The 16,611-nt window shown below is 56.5% G+C and carries 16 protein-coding genes; 8 read left to right on the forward strand and 8 right to left on the reverse strand.

Annotated features, from left to right (window positions below; translation table 11 throughout):
• Positions 1 to 82 precede the first annotated feature (82 nt).
• From glpX to ACR0MI_RS16470, 3 genes are all read right to left on the reverse strand, one after another.
• Positions 83 to 1,066 carry a class II fructose-bisphosphatase gene (glpX, locus tag ACR0MI_RS16460; RefSeq protein WP_170616638.1) on the reverse strand — a complete coding sequence of 328 codons (984 nt, stop codon included), beginning with the start codon at positions 1,064 to 1,066 and terminating at the stop codon, positions 83 to 85.
• Positions 1,067 to 1,136: 70 nt separating this feature from the next.
• Entirely contained in the window at positions 1,137 to 2,423 is a 1,287-nt protein-coding gene (locus tag ACR0MI_RS16465; RefSeq protein ID WP_170616636.1) for a homoserine dehydrogenase, read from the reverse strand.
• A gap of 124 nt (positions 2,424 to 2,547) precedes the next feature.
• Positions 2,548 to 2,796 carry a hypothetical protein gene (locus ACR0MI_RS16470; protein ID WP_170616634.1) on the reverse strand — a complete coding sequence of 83 codons (249 nt, stop codon included), beginning with the start codon at positions 2,794 to 2,796 and terminating at the stop codon, positions 2,548 to 2,550.
• 100 nt (positions 2,797 to 2,896) lie between these two features.
• Here ACR0MI_RS16470 and ACR0MI_RS16475 point away from each other — a divergent pair, with 100 nt between their 5' ends.
• Positions 2,897 to 3,484 carry a TetR/AcrR family transcriptional regulator gene (locus ACR0MI_RS16475; RefSeq protein ID WP_170817289.1) on the forward strand — a complete coding sequence of 196 codons (588 nt, stop codon included), beginning with the start codon at positions 2,897 to 2,899 and terminating at the stop codon, positions 3,482 to 3,484.
• Between the two features lie 15 nt (positions 3,485 to 3,499).
• On the opposite strand, the gene ACR0MI_RS16480 is transcribed toward ACR0MI_RS16475, so the two are convergent.
• The gene (locus ACR0MI_RS16480; RefSeq protein WP_170616630.1) at positions 3,500 to 4,411 is read right to left on the reverse strand and encodes a pirin family protein; all 912 of its coding nucleotides are present in this window, start codon (positions 4,409 to 4,411) and stop codon (positions 3,500 to 3,502) included.
• A gap of 159 nt (positions 4,412 to 4,570) precedes the next feature.
• Between ACR0MI_RS16480 and ACR0MI_RS16485 the strand changes: the two genes are divergently transcribed.
• Entirely contained in the window at positions 4,571 to 5,041 is a 471-nt protein-coding gene (locus ACR0MI_RS16485) for a hypothetical protein (RefSeq protein ID WP_170616628.1), read from the forward strand.
• Position 5,042: 1 nt separating this feature from the next.
• Here the strand turns inward: ACR0MI_RS16485 and ACR0MI_RS16490 are convergent, their stop codons facing one another.
• Genes ACR0MI_RS16490 through ACR0MI_RS16500 form a run of 3 tightly spaced genes read right to left on the reverse strand, consistent with a single transcriptional unit; the run spans position 5,043 to position 7,778 of the window.
• Positions 5,043 to 5,609 (reverse strand): pilus assembly protein, encoded by a 567-nt coding sequence (locus ACR0MI_RS16490; RefSeq protein WP_170677620.1) that lies wholly within the window; start codon positions 5,607 to 5,609, stop codon positions 5,043 to 5,045.
• 1 nt (position 5,610) lies between these two features.
• Entirely contained in the window at positions 5,611 to 6,144 is a 534-nt protein-coding gene (locus ACR0MI_RS16495; RefSeq protein ID WP_170616624.1) for a TadE family protein, read from the reverse strand.
• Positions 6,141 to 7,778 carry a Tad domain-containing protein gene (locus ACR0MI_RS16500; protein WP_170616622.1) on the reverse strand — a complete coding sequence of 546 codons (1,638 nt, stop codon included), beginning with the start codon at positions 7,776 to 7,778 and terminating at the stop codon, positions 6,141 to 6,143. Before ACR0MI_RS16500 ends, ACR0MI_RS16495 begins: the two co-directional genes overlap by 4 nt.
• Positions 7,779 to 8,108: 330 nt before the next feature.
• Between ACR0MI_RS16500 and ACR0MI_RS16505 the strand changes: the two genes are divergently transcribed.
• The 4 genes from ACR0MI_RS16505 (at position 8,109) to rpoD (ending at position 14,103) form a co-directional block, all read left to right on the forward strand.
• Entirely contained in the window at positions 8,109 to 9,539 is a 1,431-nt protein-coding gene (locus ACR0MI_RS16505; protein ID WP_170616620.1) for a Glu/Leu/Phe/Val family dehydrogenase, read from the forward strand.
• A 136-nt stretch (positions 9,540 to 9,675) separates the two neighbouring features.
• The gene (locus ACR0MI_RS16510) at positions 9,676 to 9,972 is read left to right on the forward strand and encodes a hypothetical protein (protein ID WP_170616618.1); all 297 of its coding nucleotides are present in this window, start codon (positions 9,676 to 9,678) and stop codon (positions 9,970 to 9,972) included.
• Between the two features lie 78 nt (positions 9,973 to 10,050).
• Positions 10,051 to 12,000, forward strand: coding sequence for a DNA primase (dnaG, locus tag ACR0MI_RS16515; RefSeq protein ID WP_480854917.1), 1,950 nt, complete (start codon positions 10,051 to 10,053; stop codon positions 11,998 to 12,000).
• A 114-nt stretch (positions 12,001 to 12,114) separates the two neighbouring features.
• Entirely contained in the window at positions 12,115 to 14,103 is a 1,989-nt protein-coding gene (gene rpoD, locus ACR0MI_RS16520) for an RNA polymerase sigma factor RpoD (protein WP_170616614.1), read from the forward strand.
• A gap of 185 nt (positions 14,104 to 14,288) precedes the next feature.
• Here the strand turns inward: rpoD and ACR0MI_RS16525 are convergent, their stop codons facing one another.
• Positions 14,289 to 15,311 (reverse strand): AraC family transcriptional regulator, encoded by a 1,023-nt coding sequence (locus tag ACR0MI_RS16525; protein ID WP_170817288.1) that lies wholly within the window; start codon positions 15,309 to 15,311, stop codon positions 14,289 to 14,291.
• A gap of 446 nt (positions 15,312 to 15,757) precedes the next feature.
• On the opposite strand from ACR0MI_RS16525, the gene ACR0MI_RS16530 reads away from it, so the two are divergent.
• Entirely contained in the window at positions 15,758 to 16,156 is a 399-nt protein-coding gene (locus tag ACR0MI_RS16530) for a hypothetical protein (protein ID WP_480441964.1), read from the forward strand.
• Between the two features lie 18 nt (positions 16,157 to 16,174).
• Complete coding sequence (locus ACR0MI_RS16535; protein ID WP_170616680.1) at positions 16,175 to 16,588, forward strand: secondary thiamine-phosphate synthase enzyme YjbQ; 414 nt, start codon at positions 16,175 to 16,177, stop codon at positions 16,586 to 16,588.
• The last annotated feature ends 23 nt before the right edge of the window (positions 16,589 to 16,611 follow it).

Consider the following 16,611-nt stretch of genomic DNA (forward strand, 5'->3'; position numbering starts at 1 on the left):
TATGCGCCAAGGCCGGACCCTCGCGGACCCGGCCTCTTCATCTTTTTACAAATACTCCCGCCGGAGGCAGCGGCGCAAGCCGCTATGCGTCGCTATGTGGCCACATCGGTGTACGATAGGACATACGCCGCACCGAACCGGTTTTCGACCGCATCAGCAAAGTGGTCGTTTCAACCCAGCCCGGCTCGCGTTTGATACGCGGTAGCAGTGAGCCGCCGGTTACGCCGGTCGCAGCAAAAATCACGTCCGCTGTCACCATTTCGTCTCGCGCATAGACGCGATCCAAATCGGTAATACCTGCCTTGGCGGCGCGGCCACGCTCGTCATCGTTGCGGAACAGCAGGCGGCCAAAGATCTGCCCGCCCATGCATTTCAGCGCAGCTGCAGCCAGAACGCCCTCGGGTGCGCCGCCCTGGCCCATATACATATCGATGCCGGTTTCTTCGCTTTCTGCGCAGTGCATGACACCGGCCACATCACCGTCAGTGATCAGCCGGATCGAGGCTCCGGTGTCACGAACTTCGGCAATCATGGCCTCATGACGCGGGCGCTCCAGAATACAGACGGTGATGTCCGCCGGATCACAGCCTTTGGCCTTTGCCAGCGCTTCGACGCGTTCCCGCGGGCTCATGTCCAGATTGACGACGCCTTCCGGGAACCCTGGGCCAATGGCCAGCTTATCCATGTATACGTCCGGGGCATGCAGCATCGACCCGCGCGGGCCCATTGCGATCACGGTCAGCGCGTTCGGCATGTCCTTGGCGGTCAGGGTCGTGCCCTCAAGCGGGTCCAGCGCAATGTCGACGCCGGGGCCGTTTCCAGTGCCGACTTCTTCGCCGATAAAAAGCATCGGCGCTTCGTCACGCTCACCTTCGCCGATCACGACGACACCTGCGATGTCCAACAGATTCAACTGCTCACGCATTGCGTTGACGGCGGCCTGATCGGCAGCCTTCTCATCGCCTCGTCCGACAAGCGAGGCGGATGCAAGCGCGGCCTGTTCAGCCACACGGGCAAGGCCCAAAGAAAGCATTCGGTCGTTGAAATCGGTCTTGGCAGCGTTCATGTGTCGGTATCCTTGGGTCAATAAAGGCGTTCTGTCCGGCATAGCCTGCGTCTGGCACAGGCCGCAAGGGTCAAACCTCTTCGATGCGCAGCGCGACAGGTTCCCCCGAAACCACGTCAGTGGACCTGAACCCCTCCAGCGCCACATCAAGTGTCGCGCGCGTGGTCTTGTGAGTTACAATCAGGACGGGTGCCGTGTTTTCAGAATGGGCATACTGGCGCATCCGGTCGATGGAAACTCCGGCATCACCCAGAATGGCCGCAACTTTCGCCAGCGCACCGGGTTTGTCCAACAGGGCAAGGCGAAGGTAATAGGGCGCGGGCAATCCGGTTCGCGCAGGCGTAGCCTCTTGCAGCGTCGAGGCCGGTCGGCCGAATGTCGGAATATGCAATCCGCGTGCCAGATCACAAACGTCACCCATGACAGCGCTGGCGGTTGGGCCTTCACCGGCACCGGGTCCGCGCAGAACAACTTGCTCGATCGAGTCACCCTCGATCACCACCATGTTGGTGCCGCCTTCCAGTTGCCCCAGAGGTGAGCCGCTTGGCACCAGGCAGGGCTGCATGCGCTGTTCCAGTCCGCGCCGGGTACGCTGTGCCACGCCCAGCAGCTTGATCCGGTATCCCATGTCGTCCGCCTGATGAATGTCATCCAGGCTGATATGCTGAATACCCTCGATTTCGATCCCGTCGAAATTCGGCTTGGTTCCAAAGGCAATCGAGGACAGAAGCGCCAGTTTATGGGCCGCGTCAATGCCACCCACATCCAGATTAGGGTCAGCTTCCAGATACCCCAGTTGGGCGCATTCTTCGAACAGCGCGTTGTATCCCAATTCCTGGGACTGCATCCGGGTCAGAATGTAATTGCAGGTTCCGTTCATCACGCCCATGACACGGGTGATGTCGTTCCCGGCAAGCCCTTCGGTCAGGGATTTGATCACAGGTATGCCACCCGCGACCGCCGCCTCGAACCGGATGACACGGCCTGCGGCTTCGGCCTGCTCCGCCAGTTTCTGACCATGGACGGCCAGCAGCGCCTTGTTGGCGGTTACCACGTCTTTACCGGTCTCCAGCGCCGCCTCGACCGAGGCCAGAGCCGGGCCGTTCTCGCCCCCCATAAGCTCGACATAAACGTCAATGTCGTCTCGGCGGGCCAGCGCGACAGGATCACTTTCCCAAGCGTAGTCGGACAGGTTGACACCGCGATCCTTGCCGGAGTCCCGGGCGGAAACGGCCACGATTTCAATTGGTCTGCCGGTCCGGGCCTGCAACAGATCCGCATGTTTGCGGACGATCCGGATCACACCCACGCCGACGGTCCCCAAGCCAGCAATTCCCAGCCGCAGCGCCTGTGTCATTCGGTGGATTCCTTTCCGCTCGTATTCGCCAGTCTGGATTTTTCATCCGTCAGGCGCTGCCTTAGCGGGTTCATGGGGTCGGTGCAATGCGTCAGAGGACAGCGCGGCCAATGAAATCCGGCAATCAGTCGATTTCTGCGTTCTGAAGTGCCTGCGCTTTATTCGCCAGCGCTTCGGCACGCGCATTCAGGTCCTCTTCGACCTCGGCCGCTTCGCTTACGGGATCAACCGGTGGGCCCAACGCTTCGCTCAGTGGGATCAAGCGGGGAAACGTGGACTTGCGCACGGTTGGCGACTCGCTGCCTTCCAGCTCAGGAATGTCCGCGCAGGCGGCGAAGACAAGCATCAAAAACAGCAGGGGCAGGGGTTTCATGACAAGCCGGTTGTTGTTGCAGTCGCCATTGTGATGCACCTTTTGCCCGTTCGGTTCAAGCGGGGTTCTATTTGAACAAACGTTCAGATACTGTCGGCCTATGGCTCGTACCCAAGGTTCACACTCTGACATAACCGGCCCGCGGATCCGCAAGGCAGCGTTGGCTTTGTTCGCCCGACATGGGTATGCGGCGGTTTCAATGCGCCAGATCGCGTCCGAGGTCGGTGTGCAGGCCGGTGCTTTGTATAACTACACCCCAGATAAGCAAAGTCTGCTTTTCCGTCTGATGCGCGACCATATGCAGGAGCTTCTGTCGGCGTATGAGGCACAGGACAAATCCGAACATCCACGCGATGCCTTGCGCCGCTTTGTCGGATTTCACATTCGCTTTCACCTGGAACGCCCGGACGAGGTGTTCATAGCGTATATGGAGTTGCGAAACCTGACGCCCGAGAATTTCACGGAAATCGAAGATCTGCGCCGCAGGTACGAGGATTCACTGGAAGGTATTCTGCGTGACGGTCATGTCGCCGGCCTGTTCAAAGTACCCGACACCAGGATCGCAAGCTTTGCTGTGATCGCAATGCTGAATGGTGTGATGACCTGGTATCGGGCAGGCGGGAGGTTGTCACTGGATCAGGTCGAGCAGATCTACTGGGACATGGTCTGTCGCGCCGTTGCGACGTGATCTGCCCGCCCGTCCTTAGTGTGCTGGCCGGATGAAGGTTCCGTTTCGAAGCTCTTCAAAGGCTTGTTTCAGCTCGGCCCGGGTGTTCATGACGATTGGCCCGTGCCAGGCGACCGGTTCGTTGATCGGCGCACCGGAGATCAGCAGGAACCGAACTCCTTGCGGCCCCGCCTGAACCGTAATTTCGTCGCCAGACCCAAAGCGGACCAGCGTCCGGTTGCCTGACATGTCGCGAATGTTGACCTCTTGCCCCGCCACCTCTTTTTCCAGCAGAACGCCGGTGGGTTGTGACGCGTCGGCAAACGCGGCCTGACCATCGAAAACATAAGCGAAGGCCCGGCGATAAGTGTCTATGGGAAAAGTTTTTTTGACGCCTGCCGGGATGCGGATATCCAGGTATTGCGGATCAGCCGCAATGCCGTCGACAGGGCCGGTTTTCCCCCAGAACGTACCCACGATCACACGAACCGTGGTGCCGTCATCATCCGTGATCTCGGGGATTTCCCGGCTTTGAACGTCCTGATACCGGGGTGCAGTCATCTTCTGGTCAGAGGGCAGGTTTCCCCACAACTGGAACCCATGCATCTGACCACTGGCGTTTCCATGTGGCATTTCCTGATGCAATATCCCCGAACCTGCCGTCATCCACTGCACGTCACCGGCGCCAAGCGTTCCGGTGTTGCCCAGTGAATCCGAGTGTTCGACGGTCCCGGACAGAACATAAGTAATGGTCTCAATTCCGCGATGCGGATGCCACGGAAATCCTGCTTGGTAGTCCTGCGGGTTCTCATTCCTGAAATCGTCGAAAAGAAGAAATGGGTCGAGTTCGGACGGGTCCTGAAACCCGAAGGCACGATGCAAATGCACACCGGCGCCTTCCCGTGTTGGAACGGATTGTCTGGTTTCCAAAGTAGGCCTGAGGGACATTTTTGCCTCCTGATTTACATGACAACCATGTAATTTGTGCGCCTGCGCGGTCAATTGACAAAAACGCGCGCGCAATGTGCGACGCCGCGCAGGTCGGGACCCCCTGTCCATTATTTCGCAAAGCAGGTAAGGGAAGTCGAGGCAAAGAAAGAGGGCCCCATGCAGGACGAAGTGCTGGCAACAGTTCAGGCATCATCACCCAGACGATGGGCAGGTGTAGGAATGCTGGGCACAGTTGGAGCGTTGGTACTTTACGTCGCCTTGGCGGCACCACCTGCCTTGGGATGGCAGGTTTTCCTTTTCGTGATCGCGGGCGGGGCGTTCTGGCTGGCACATCGCATGTGGCACGCCACAACAGACCGTATCGAACTGACTCGAGCTGAGTTGCGCACCGGAGCGGGGCAGGTCATTGCCAATGTCGAAGATATTGAAACTGTTGATCGCGGCGTGTTTGCCTTCAAACCATCAAACGGGTTTCTTGTTCGCACGACCGGCAAGGGAAAAAACACCTGGGCGCCAGGCCTTTGGTGGCGATTGGGTCATCGTGTGGGGGTCGGCGGCATGACTGCCGCCGCCGAGACCAAGTTCATGTCCGAAATGTTGTCCGCACTTCTGGCTGAAATGGATTGACCTAGACCGAGGCCGCAATTTCGTTGGTAAAACGCGGGCGAGTAAAGACAAAGTTTTCGAAAGTAACTCCGGTTGCGAATTTAAATCCCGTGTAAAAAATCGGAACGTATTCATTTGACGTTTCAACCAGAATCAAAGTGTCTTGGTTGGGCATCGGCGGAAGCTGGGACCGAATTTCGTGAATGCTGTCATCTGTCCACTTGACGTCATAGCCGCGAGTCGACGACCACCGCACATAGTGGCGATCATCTTCTTCATCGAAAACAATCAGCGAAACACGCAAATTCATTTGCGAATTATTGTTGACCATCTTCTCCATCAATTCGTGCAGAGAATCTATGTAAACATCTGTAATAGTTTGAGTTTCACGAGAGATAAGATCGCTTACGGTAAATGCGGCCTTCAGATTTGACGCGCTTTGACGGAAGCCTTCGAACGCGACGAAGGTCATCGATACCGTCCAGAACAGTAGTGGAAAGACCATGATGGCCTCTACGGTAATAATACCACGTTCATCCCGCCGAAACGATTTCAGACACTTTGCCATTTTTGTCATGATCGACGTCATCTTACAAAGGTTCCTGTACGAAGGCTGTCGTAGCCGTTAGCGCATATTGACCGGTTTCATCCACGAGGGTTTTGCCGATTGTCGAGGTCGGAAACACCGGATCAATCCGCGCGCATGCCCGCAGGATCATCAATTCATTGGATTGACCATTGGTGAAGTTCAGAACAGGATCTACCTGTTCGGAGTTGTCCGTGCAGTCAGGTGTATCGGACAGCACGACCCCGGTGAAGGCACTCTGACGGATCATCTCTAGCCGAAGGTTGGAGGAGCAGTTTTTGATGAACTGAGCCCGTGAACAAATGGTGTCTTTTAGTTCGTCGTGCTGCGGATTATTCCCTGTTCCAAGTCGAATGTCGCGAACGGTCTGGTCAACAGCACGTTCCAACATACCCTGCTGTGTCGTCAATAATGTCAGTTCTGCGCCTGCTAGGATGAAAAACATGAACGCCGGAAAGATAATAGCGAATTCAATCGTGGCGTTTCCATCTTCAGACCCAAATAACCGGTGCATCAGCGGCAAAATACTCTGAGTCATTGTGTCAACCTCAGTTTGCGGATCGATGATGCGATCGAAGAAAAGGCGTCTTCAAGCGACAGTCCGCTCACGTCGTAGACATGGCTGTGCGAGCTAGCGCAGTCCCGAAGAACCCGATAGCCACTTCTTGGTGCTTCGAAGGCGATACCATATACGATAATGCCCTCGTCTTTTGCTGCGTCACAGATGTGTTTGGTGTGCTGGTTCTTGGCAGCGGTTTCTACTTTGGAGAACGCTGCAGAGTACCACTCAGCCCAGGCACTGGACTGCCAGTAGTAGTTGTAATTGGCGTTCCAAGCCAAAGACACACGGTTGAACAGTTGCGGGTATGTCAGGCGGAAAGCCGTACCCACCTCTTCGTTGTCGGCAGTTTCGGGCTCAGGGTTGCCGAACGGATGGTCTGCCCACTGGTCTTGCTGAGGCCAGAAAAAGTTCGGCTGTCCCTGCGAGTGATAAACGGTGTATTCTTCTGCTTCGGGGTTGTACCATACGTCCGACATACCTTCCCTCAGTGACGGATTCAGCATGTACTGATCGGTGTTCTTTCCATCGGTCATAACGATCACAATTTTCAGAACGTCCGAGTCATAGTTTGTCGGACGATTCGCAAACTTGGAAGGGACTATTGTCTTCGGCGCATATGCCGCATCCGTTTCAAGGGACAGATCGGAGACAATACCGCTCATGCCGGGATCAAGAAGCGCAACGCCCCATTTCATTCCAACATCAATCGACGTGTTTCCGCCGGGTGAAAGAAGTGCGATCTGGTCAAGCAATTTGCCCAGGTCATCCGTGACAGGTGTGATCGCGCTGCCGGCGCGGACAGGGCAAACAGGCAGAGTGATCGAACCCTCAGAATAAGTGAACGGGTCAAAATGCGCTGTCCGTTCCAGCCTGTCACCCCGCAGGAGATCGGAATCACTGTATTGCTCAGGGATAAAATTCACGCAGTGCGAATAGCTATGCTCCTGCGTGACATTCGTGAATTGGTCCAGCAGGGAAGCGCCCGCATTAACCTGCGTCGCATAGGGTATAAGCGAGATCGATATCTGGCTTTCACCTGGTTTGTCGAGCATCAGTTTAACGAAATCAGATGCTGCTTCTTTCAGAACATCGATTTTGCTGATCCCCGGGGTGGCCGAATTTTCGGACATTGAACCCGAAATATCGAGAACCAGCGAAATTTCAACGGCTCCGATTGATTCTTCAGCGGCGCTGGCTGCGGTCGCGGTCAAAGTTTTGATACCTGACAGGGCCATGAAATTTGTCGGTATCACTGCTTCGGCCGTCGCATAAACTCTTCGCGTACCAAAACTGTCTTGTACGTCGACGGTCTTGAGATTTTCCAAAAGCCCTGCCTTGTCGAGATAGGACTCAACAACGGTCTTCGGGCTTTCTTTCTGATCCAAATCGGCTGCGGCGAGAACGGCGCGGTCCAGAGTGGCCTGTAGTTTGGCTCTGTCGCGTTCATGGTTCATTAAATCGACGCCGACACCCGCTGCGGCCAACATTCCCAAAAAAACAAACAGCACAAAATATGAAAATGTGCCGTCTTCATTTTCGACGAACTGCCGCAACGTGGAAGATTTGCGTTTCTGCAAAATGCTACCGGCAATAAGCGAGAACTTTTTCATTTTGATGCCTCCGCTTCGCACAGAACGTGTGCGACATAGGAAAATAAAATTGGGTTAAAGCTAGCTTTGAAACATGGCGTCAATTGGGCAAAAAAGGCCTGGTTTTGACCTTTTCGCCACTCAAGTGAGGATAATATAGGTATGCTAAAGGGTCTGTTTGTGTTTTGGCGACAATCTCCTGCAACTCGGCCAAACCAAACGACTCAGTAACAGTTGCGCATACGCCTTGAGGGCATTCTTATTAAAAAAGTGCAGTTGGGCGTTGCGGCTTTCCATGAAGGGTGCGACAAAAAGTCGTGACATATGTCAGTTTCCGGTACGGAGGAATTTATGACCGGCATTATTGAACCCAGCTTTCGTAAAAGTGTTGACCTGATGTTCAACAGGGCCGCGTCCCTAATGGATCTGCCGCCGGGACTTGAAGAGAAGATCCGGGTGTGCAACGCCACATATACCGTCCGTTTCGGTGTGCGCCTGCGCGGTGATATCCATACATTTACCGGATACAGGTCGGTCCATTCCGAACACATGGAGCCGGTCAAAGGCGGTATTCGCTATGCCATGGAAGTCAATCAGGACGAGGTCGAGGCGCTGGCTGCCTTGATGACGTACAAGTGCGCGCTGGTCGAGACGCCGTTCGGGGGCTCCAAAGGCGGCTTGTGTATTGACCCGCGTCAGTATGAAGAACACGAACTGGAACAGATCACCCGACGGTTTGCCTATGAACTGGCAAAACGCGACCTGATCAACCCATCGCAGAACGTGCCCGCCCCGGACATGGGAACCGGCGAGCGTGAGATGGCCTGGATGGCCGACCAATACGCGCGCATGAATACGACGGATATCAATGCGCGTGCTTGTGTGACGGGCAAGCCTCTCAACGCGGGTGGTATCGCGGGGCGCGTCGAAGCAACCGGTCGCGGAATTCAGTATGCGCTGCGTGAATTCTTCCGGCACCCGGACGACATCGAGAAGGCCGGCTTGTCCGGAAGTCTGGATGGCAAGCGCGTGATCGTTCAGGGGCTTGGAAACGTGGGCTATCACGCCGCAAAGTTCCTGAGCGAGGAAGATGGCGCGCGCGTTATCGGGATCATTGAGCGGGACGGTGCCCTGCACAATCCGGATGGCATCGACGTTGAATCGGTGCGGAACTGGATTGTGAAGCATGGCGGCGTCAGCGGCTATCCGGATGCGGCGCATACCGCAGAGGGCGCTGCCGTCCTTGAGGCCGAATGTGACATTCTGATCCCGGCGGCACTGGAAGGTGTCATCAACCTTTCCAACGCAGAAAGGATCAAGGCGCCGTTGATTATCGAGGCCGCGAATGGTCCGGTGACTGCCGGTGCGGACGATATCCTTCGGAAAAAGGGCGTCGTTATCATTCCGGACATGTACGCAAACGCGGGCGGTGTGACCGTTTCTTATTTCGAATGGGTCAAGAACCTGAGCCATATCCGGTTTGGGCGGATGCAGCGCCGGCAGGAGGAAGCTCGCCACGAACTGATTGTCAGCGAACTTGAGCGGCTGGACAGATATCTGGGCGACGCGTGGTCAATGTCCCCGAACTTCAAGTCCAAGTACCTCAGGGGCGCGGACGAACTGGAACTGGTTCGCTCGGGGTTGGATGACACGATGCGTATCGCCTATCAGTCGATGCGTGAGGTCTGGCACAACCGCGATGATGTCGAGGACCTGCGGACTGCGGCGTATATCGTCGCCATCGACAGAGTTGCCAAAAGCTATCGGGCCAAGGGACTTTGATGCATTGAGGCGATCCGGGCGCAAGGTAACCCGGGTCGCCTCCGATCAATTCAACGAATTCGGGAAATCGGTTGTGGCGGGCGCTTTGGCGCACAGGTAAGTTGCCGCGAGTGAAACGAATCCCGGGGGACTTTCAATGTTGCGCATCGCCATCGCCGCCATTCTTTTGGCAACGCCTCTGGCCGCGGCTGAGACCAAAGAACAAAGCTGCAAGTATCAGGCCGACGTGGTGGCCGCTATTCAGAACGCCCGCCTGGATCGCGTCAAGGAACGCGATGTTGCGAAGGCGGTCGCTGACAGCGGCCCGACCTGGCCCGAAAACTACAATGCAGCGATTCCGTTGATCACCCCTTGGGTGTATGAGCAAAAGATGCGCGACGTTCGCAAAAAGGATCTGGGCGCGGCCTGGCTGGAGCTATGTCTTCAGCAATAATCCACAGCTGGCTATATTCCTTGTGGATAAGCGCGCCATCCTCTTGGCGCGCGTTTTCATTTCTGGCAGGTTCGACACATGTCATTGCCCCCCGGTTTCCTGGATGAATTGCGCACCCGGCTAAGCCTGTCTCAGGTCGTCGGACGCAAAGTCATGTGGGATCAGCGCAAGTCCAATCAGGGCAAGGGTGACATGTGGGCGCCGTGCCCGTTCCATCACGAAAAGACGGCTTCGTTTCATGTCGACGACCAGAAGGGGTTCTACTACTGCTTCGGATGCCACGCCAAAGGCGACGCGATCAGTTTTGTGAAAGAGACCGAGAATGTCTCGTTCATCGAAGCAGTCGAGATTCTGGCGCGCGAGGCGGGTATGCCCATGCCGCAACGCGACCCGAAAGCACAGGAAAAACAGGACCGCCGCGCGCAACTGGCTGATGTGATGGAGCAGGCCGCCCAGTTCTTTCGCCTGCAACTCAAGACCGGGGCAGGTGGGGCCGCGCGGGATTATCTGACGCGTCGCGGGCTTAACGAACAGGCGTTGGACCGGTGGGAAATCGGCTTTGCCCCGGATGGCTGGCAAGCGCTGTGGGATCATCTGCGGGGCAAGAACGTGGCCGAGGATCTGATCCTCGGGGCCGGGCTGGCCAAACCCTCGAACAAGGGCAAGAAGCCCTATGACACATTCCGCAACCGGATCATGTACCCGATCCGTGATCCTCGCGGGCGTTGCATTGCGTTTGGTGGCCGCGCGATGGACCCCAATGACAACGCGAAGTACCTGAACTCGCCCGAGACGGAGTTGTTCGACAAAGGCCGGAGCCTTTACAATCAGGGTCCCGCGCGGCAGGCGGCCGGGAAGGGGCAGCCCCTGATCGTGGCCGAAGGCTACATGGATGTGATCGCGCTGGCCGAGGCTGGATTTGAGGCGGCGGTTGCGCCGCTGGGAACCGCGATTACCGAACACCAGCTACAACTGCTGTGGCGCATCTCGGATGAACCGATCATTGCGCTGGATGGCGACACGGCCGGCCTGCGGGCGGCGATGCGGGCCGTCGATCTGGCTTTGCCGCTTCTGGAAGCCGGAAAATCCTTGCGCTTTGCACTGATGCCCGAAGGCAAAGACCCCGACGATCTTTTGCGCGCCGAAGGGCCTGCGGCTGTGCAGGCCGTGTTGGAAGGTGCCATGCCCATGGTCAAGCTACTGTGGCAGCGTGAGACCGAGGGAATAGTTTTCGACAGCCCGGAGCGTAGAGCGGCTTTGGAGCGTGCTCTGAAGGACAAGACGGCGTTGATCCGAGATGCATCAATACGCTCTCATTATGAACGGGAAGTCAAAGACCTGTGCTGGCAGCTTTTCCGTCCGCAACGCCAACCGCAAAACCGCCAATGGCAGTCGGGCGGCAAATGGAAGCCACAAAGACAGCCTGCTTCGCCGGGCGCGCGCGCCTCGTTTCTGGCCTCGTCCGAGAATGCAGATATCCAGATGCGCGAAGCGGTCATTCTGGCCATCGCCATTCTGAACCCCAAGGTTGTCGTGCAGTTCGAACACCAGTTGGAGGAGATGGACTGCCACGATCCAGACCACTCGGCGCTGCGCGAGGTCATCCTGCGCCACGCAATTGATGACCCGGACAATCTGAAAGATCACATAGTGGGAACTTTGGGGGCCGAACCCCTTGAAAACCTTCTGGCCCTTCGCCATGTCGCAGTCATCCCCTGCGTGCACAAACCGGGCGACGTGGAAAAGGCCGAGATGACGCTGGCCGAGGAACTCGCAAAAATCAAAGCGCTCCGGGGGTTGGATGCTGAGATTGCCGAAGCTGCGGAGGAACTGTCCGAACTGGCAGATGAGGCGCTGACCTATCGGCTGGCGCAAGCCGCCGAAGAGCGCAACCGTACAAGCCGCAGCCAGAATGAGGACAGGGCCGTTTTTGACATCGCCGACAACGGCGCGCGGATCAACCGCGACGAGAAAGACGCGTTCGAGGCCATCATGTCCGGCATCAAATTCGAACGGAAACGCCGCTAAAGTGATGTTTTCGTAAGGCACTGGAAAAGAAAAACGGGTAAACGGGTGGCCGAATCACTTCTACGCGCTAATGATTCGGTTCAAACGAATCACCCATCCCTGCAGGAGCATTGAATGGCCGCCAAAGACACGTCCGAAGATCGCAAATCAGACGAGCAGGAACAGGAAATCTCGCTGGACATGAGCCAGGCCCAGGTCAAGAAGATGATCGCCGAGGCCCGCGAGAAGGGCTACATCACCTACGACCAGCTCAATCAGGTTCTGCCGCCTGATCAGGTCAGTTCGGAACAGATCGAAGACGTTATGTCGATGCTGTCCGAAATGGGCATCAACATCATCGAAGATGAAGAGGCCGAAGAAGAAGAGAACAAAGGCTCGACCGAGCTGACCACAACGGAAAGCAACCGTGAGGTTGCGTTGTCGGGTGCCGCCACCGAGAAACTGGATCGCACCGACGACCCCGTGCGCATGTATCTGCGCGAGATGGGCAGCGTCGAACTGCTGAGCCGGGAAGGTGAAATTGCAATCGCTAAGCGGATCGAAGCCGGCCGCAACACGATGATCGCCGGTCTATGCGAAAGCCCGTTGACCTTCCAGGCCATCACCATCTGGCATGACGAACTTTTGTCCGAAGACATTCTGCTGCGCGACGTCATCGATCTGGAAACCACGTTCGGCAACCAGATGGACGAGGACGGCGATGTCGAGGAGCCGGTGGTGGACACGTCAGCGGTTCAGGCTGCCAAACCCGCCAAAGACACCGGGCCCGAGCTGGACGCGGATGGCAACCCAATTGCCACCGACGACGACGACGATGAAGACGAACAGGCCAACATGTCGCTGGCGGCGATGGAGACGGCGCTGAAAGAGCAGGTTCTGACCACGCTTGAGCGGATTTCGTCTGATTTCGCGATGCTGTCCGAAATGCAGGACAGCCGTATTTCGGCAACGTTGAATGAAGATGGATCTTTCACCGCCAAGGATGAAGAGACCTACCAGAAGTTACGGGCCGAGATCGTTGTGCTTGTGAATGGTCTGCACCTGCACAACAACCGGATCGATGCGCTGATCGACCAGCTTTACGGCATCAACCGCCGCGTCATGTCGCTGGACAGTTCGATGGTGAAGCTGGCGGATCAGGCGCGTATCAACCGCCGTGAGTTTATTGATGAGTATCGTGGTCGCGAACTGGATCCGAACTGGCTGGCCGAGATGGCCGAAAAACCGGGCCGCGGCTGGCAGATGTTCATCGAACGCTCGACCGACAAGGTCGAGGAACTGCGTAACGATATGGCTCAGGTCGGGCAATATGTCGGTCTGGACATCAGCGAATTCCGCCGCATCGTTCAGCAGGTTCAAAAGGGCGAGAAAGAGGCACGTCAGGCCAAGAAGGAAATGGTCGAGGCCAACCTGCGCCTGGTGATCTCGATTGCCAAGAAGTACACGAACCGTGGCCTGCAATTCCTTGATCTTATTCAGGAAGGGAATATCGGCCTGATGAAGGCGGTCGACAAGTTCGAATACCGTCGCGGCTACAAGTTCTCGACCTATGCGACCTGGTGGATCCGTCAGGCGATCACGCGCTCGATCGCGGATCAGGCGCGCACCATCCGTATTCCGGTCCACATGATCGAAACGATCAACAAGCTGGTTCGCACCGGTCGCCAGATGCTGCACGAAATCGGTCGCGAGCCGACGCCGGAAGAATTGGCCGAAAAGCTGCAGATGCCGCTGGAAAAGGTTCGCAAGGTGATGAAGATCGCCAAGGAACCGATCAGCCTTGAGACGCCGATCGGCGACGAAGAAGACAGCCAGTTGGGCGATTTCATCGAGGACAAAAATGCCGTGCTGCCGCTGGACAGCGCCATTCAGGAAAACCTCAAGGAAACGACCACACGGGTTCTGGCCTCGCTTACCCCGCGTGAGGAACGCGTTCTGCGGATGCGCTTTGGCATCGGTATGAACACAGACCACACGCTGGAAGAGGTTGGCCAGCAGTTCAGCGTGACGCGCGAACGGATCCGCCAGATCGAGGCGAAAGCGCTGCGCAAGCTGAAGCATCCCAGCCGGTCAAGAAAACTGCGGTCCTTCCTGGATCAGTAACTACAAAGGCGCCCCGATCGAGGCGCCTTTTTCTTTTCCCGGGGCGTTCACATCTTGTTGTCCTGTCTGAAAGTCAAATTGGCGAGAACTCACAAGAAGAGGGACAGCGGGATTTCTATATCCGTCTGGTCCACTCATGGGACGGGCCGGGGCGAGATGGTCTCATTGATGACCCCCGGCTACGCTCAAACGCGGTTCAGCGGGCGATCGACGCGGCCGCGAAATGTGGTCGGAGGCTGGCCGGTCCAACGTTTGAACGCCGTCGAAAACGCGGCCTGATCGGCATACCCCAGAGAATAAGAAATCTCGGACAGGTTCATCCCGTTTCGCAGAAAGGTCTGCGCAAGATCACATCGCAGGTCTTCAACGATGTTGCGATAGCTGGTCCCTTCATCGGCCAGCCTGCGGGCCAGTGTGCGAGGGCTAAGACCCAAATCGGCAGCTGCCTGATCTGCCTGGATAATGTTTCCGGGCAGGGACCGGGTGATCAGTCCTTCAACCCTTGCGCGTGTCTTCTGCCTTTGGGATTGCCGGTCGGCCAGCAGACGCTCGGCATAATCAAGCAGATGGGCGCGCAGTGTAGGGTCGTAAGTTGGAATTGGAAGATCAAGCGAGGACAGAGACAGGACGATGCACATCCGTTCGGCGCCGAAAACTACTGGAAACCCTCCTATTTTCTCATATTCCGGCGCGCGTTGACCGATTTCGTGCTGAAAGCGCATCTCGACGGGGTGAAAATCTGACTGGGTCAGGGCGTGCAGTCGGGCTATGGCCGCAAATAGCAGGAACTCGGTGCGTCTGTGGTAGCGGGAATAACTGGCGTCCTTCCAGTCGATTTCAAACACTGCCGAGTCGTCTGAAAGGCGCAGATTGAAAATCAGTGCAGGATCAATCATCCAGTGAAAGTAACACGTGTTCTCAATGGCTTGGCGCAAGTTCCTGGAGTATTTACTGATATAGGCCGTAAGAGTAGATGACTCATCAAATCGGATGCCTGCCCGGGCGGCGAAAGTGATGTCATTGACCGCATCGCATGCATACCGGACGAACTGGGCTTCTTTTATTGCATGATAAGTGGTTGCCGGCGGGGCAATTCCAGCCCGACTGAGCCCGCTTTGCCGCAGGACGTGATCCGTAAGCGCAGTTTGTCCGGTTTCTTCGTCCAGCGTCTTGGCCAATCGCTGAATGCGGCAAATATCAACTTCCATGGCTCGGCGTAATCCGTTCTCAAATCTGAAGCTGATCTTAATACCAATGATGAGCCGCGCACCAACTTTTGTGGCGGAAGCCGAGTTCTGAGGGGCGGATTTCGGTGCGATTGGCAAATTCACACAAGGATTTGACTGGTGTGCACATGACCGAGTTTTGACAATTCTTATGTACATATTGCTGTCGGGTCCGCGCCTTTTGGGGAAGAGGCCAGAGCCCAGAGAGCCGGACTACCACCCCGGTTCAAAGGGTTCCCCGACACGCTGCACCCACAAGATCGTTTTCTTTTTATTGAGTTTTTTGGCTTGGCCGGAATATGCTTGGGCGGGTCCGGGGCACCGGTTCACAGATTTTGGCTGCGCGTCTGAATAGATCGTGAGGACCACTGTTCCGCCGATTCTGGCATACTAGTCTATGCGGCAGTCAGAAACAGGAAAGGTCGAAAATGATGAAACGGGTCATGACTTCAATGGTTCTTGCCACTGTGGCGATTTCCGCTCCGATGACAGCCGGGGCCGCGCCCAACGGGTTTCAGACGGTCGCCGTCAACAATTCGGTTTTTGAGGTGATCCCAAGAGCACGCCAGGATGTAGACGGTTATTGGTGCGCCGCGGCCGATTTCGCGCGTCGGACGCTTGGGGCCGGTTGGCAGCAACGGGTGTATGTTGTCCGGGGTTATGGCCCAAGCGAGGCGACAGGTCGCCGAACGGCTGTTCAGTTTTCCCTGACACCACCGAAAAACGCACCTCAGCAAAGCAGTGTGTCGCTTGGCTTTCAGGTTGGTGAAAGCATGTCAGTTCAGGGCGCAAATGGACGGTGTAACCGCCGGCAGTTCATAAACTAGGTAATGGTAAGCAGAGCTTTGCAGATCGAATTCACCATCTCAACGCGCGGCGCCGGTCTCTATGAATTTACAGGCGACGTTTGCCGATGGGTGAATTCGGTTGCGGGCGACGGTTTGCTTACGCTGTTCGTCAGGCATACATCCTGCTCTCTGCTTATTCAGGAAAACGCGGATCCCGAGGTTCAGACCGATCTGCATGCGTTCTTTGAACGGCTCGTGCCTCCGTCAGATCATCCTTCGATGGCATATTTGAGGCACACCTACGAAGGCCCTGACGACATGCCCGCACATATCAAAGCGGCCCTTATGCCGGTTTCACTTTCCATACCTGTTGCGGCGGGGCGGCCTGTGCTTGGGACGTGGCAGGGGATCTATCTGATCGAACACCGTACTGCACCGCATGAACGTCGGGTCGCTGCACATTTTGCATGACCCCTTTATATTGCGGTGAAAAA

This window comes from Ruegeria sp. D4 (assembly GCF_056534475.1).

What these genes read in the sequence shown, in the direction of transcription:
- glpX (WP_170616638.1), bottom strand. Translation starts at nt 1,066, where the DNA reads ATGAACGCTGCCAAGACCGATTTCAACGACCGAATGCTTTCTTTGGGC.
- ACR0MI_RS16500 (WP_170616622.1), bottom strand. Translation starts at nt 7,778, where the DNA reads ATGAAAAAGTTCTCGCTTATTGCCGGTAGCATTTTGCAGAAACGCAAA.
- ACR0MI_RS16510 (WP_170616618.1), top strand. Translation starts at nt 9,676, where the DNA reads ATGTTGCGCATCGCCATCGCCGCCATTCTTTTGGCAACGCCTCTGGCC.
- ACR0MI_RS16490 (WP_170677620.1), bottom strand. Translation starts at nt 5,609, where the DNA reads ATGACGTCGATCATGACAAAAATGGCAAAGTGTCTGAAATCGTTTCGG.
- rpoD (WP_170616614.1), top strand. Translation starts at nt 12,115, where the DNA reads ATGGCCGCCAAAGACACGTCCGAAGATCGCAAATCAGACGAGCAGGAA.
- ACR0MI_RS16470 (WP_170616634.1), bottom strand. Translation starts at nt 2,796, where the DNA reads ATGAAACCCCTGCCCCTGCTGTTTTTGATGCTTGTCTTCGCCGCCTGC.
- ACR0MI_RS16495 (WP_170616624.1), bottom strand. Translation starts at nt 6,144, where the DNA reads ATGACTCAGAGTATTTTGCCGCTGATGCACCGGTTATTTGGGTCTGAA.
- ACR0MI_RS16505 (WP_170616620.1), top strand. Translation starts at nt 8,109, where the DNA reads ATGACCGGCATTATTGAACCCAGCTTTCGTAAAAGTGTTGACCTGATG.
- ACR0MI_RS16525 (WP_170817288.1), bottom strand. Translation starts at nt 15,311, where the DNA reads ATGGAAGTTGATATTTGCCGCATTCAGCGATTGGCCAAGACGCTGGAC.
- ACR0MI_RS16530 (WP_480441964.1), top strand. Translation starts at nt 15,758, where the DNA reads ATGATGAAACGGGTCATGACTTCAATGGTTCTTGCCACTGTGGCGATT.
- ACR0MI_RS16480 (WP_170616630.1), bottom strand. Translation starts at nt 4,411, where the DNA reads ATGTCCCTCAGGCCTACTTTGGAAACCAGACAATCCGTTCCAACACGG.
- ACR0MI_RS16475 (WP_170817289.1), top strand. Translation starts at nt 2,897, where the DNA reads ATGGCTCGTACCCAAGGTTCACACTCTGACATAACCGGCCCGCGGATC.
- dnaG (WP_480854917.1), top strand. Translation starts at nt 10,051, where the DNA reads ATGTCATTGCCCCCCGGTTTCCTGGATGAATTGCGCACCCGGCTAAGC.
- ACR0MI_RS16465 (WP_170616636.1), bottom strand. Translation starts at nt 2,423, where the DNA reads ATGACACAGGCGCTGCGGCTGGGAATTGCTGGCTTGGGGACCGTCGGC.
- ACR0MI_RS16485 (WP_170616628.1), top strand. Translation starts at nt 4,571, where the DNA reads ATGCAGGACGAAGTGCTGGCAACAGTTCAGGCATCATCACCCAGACGA.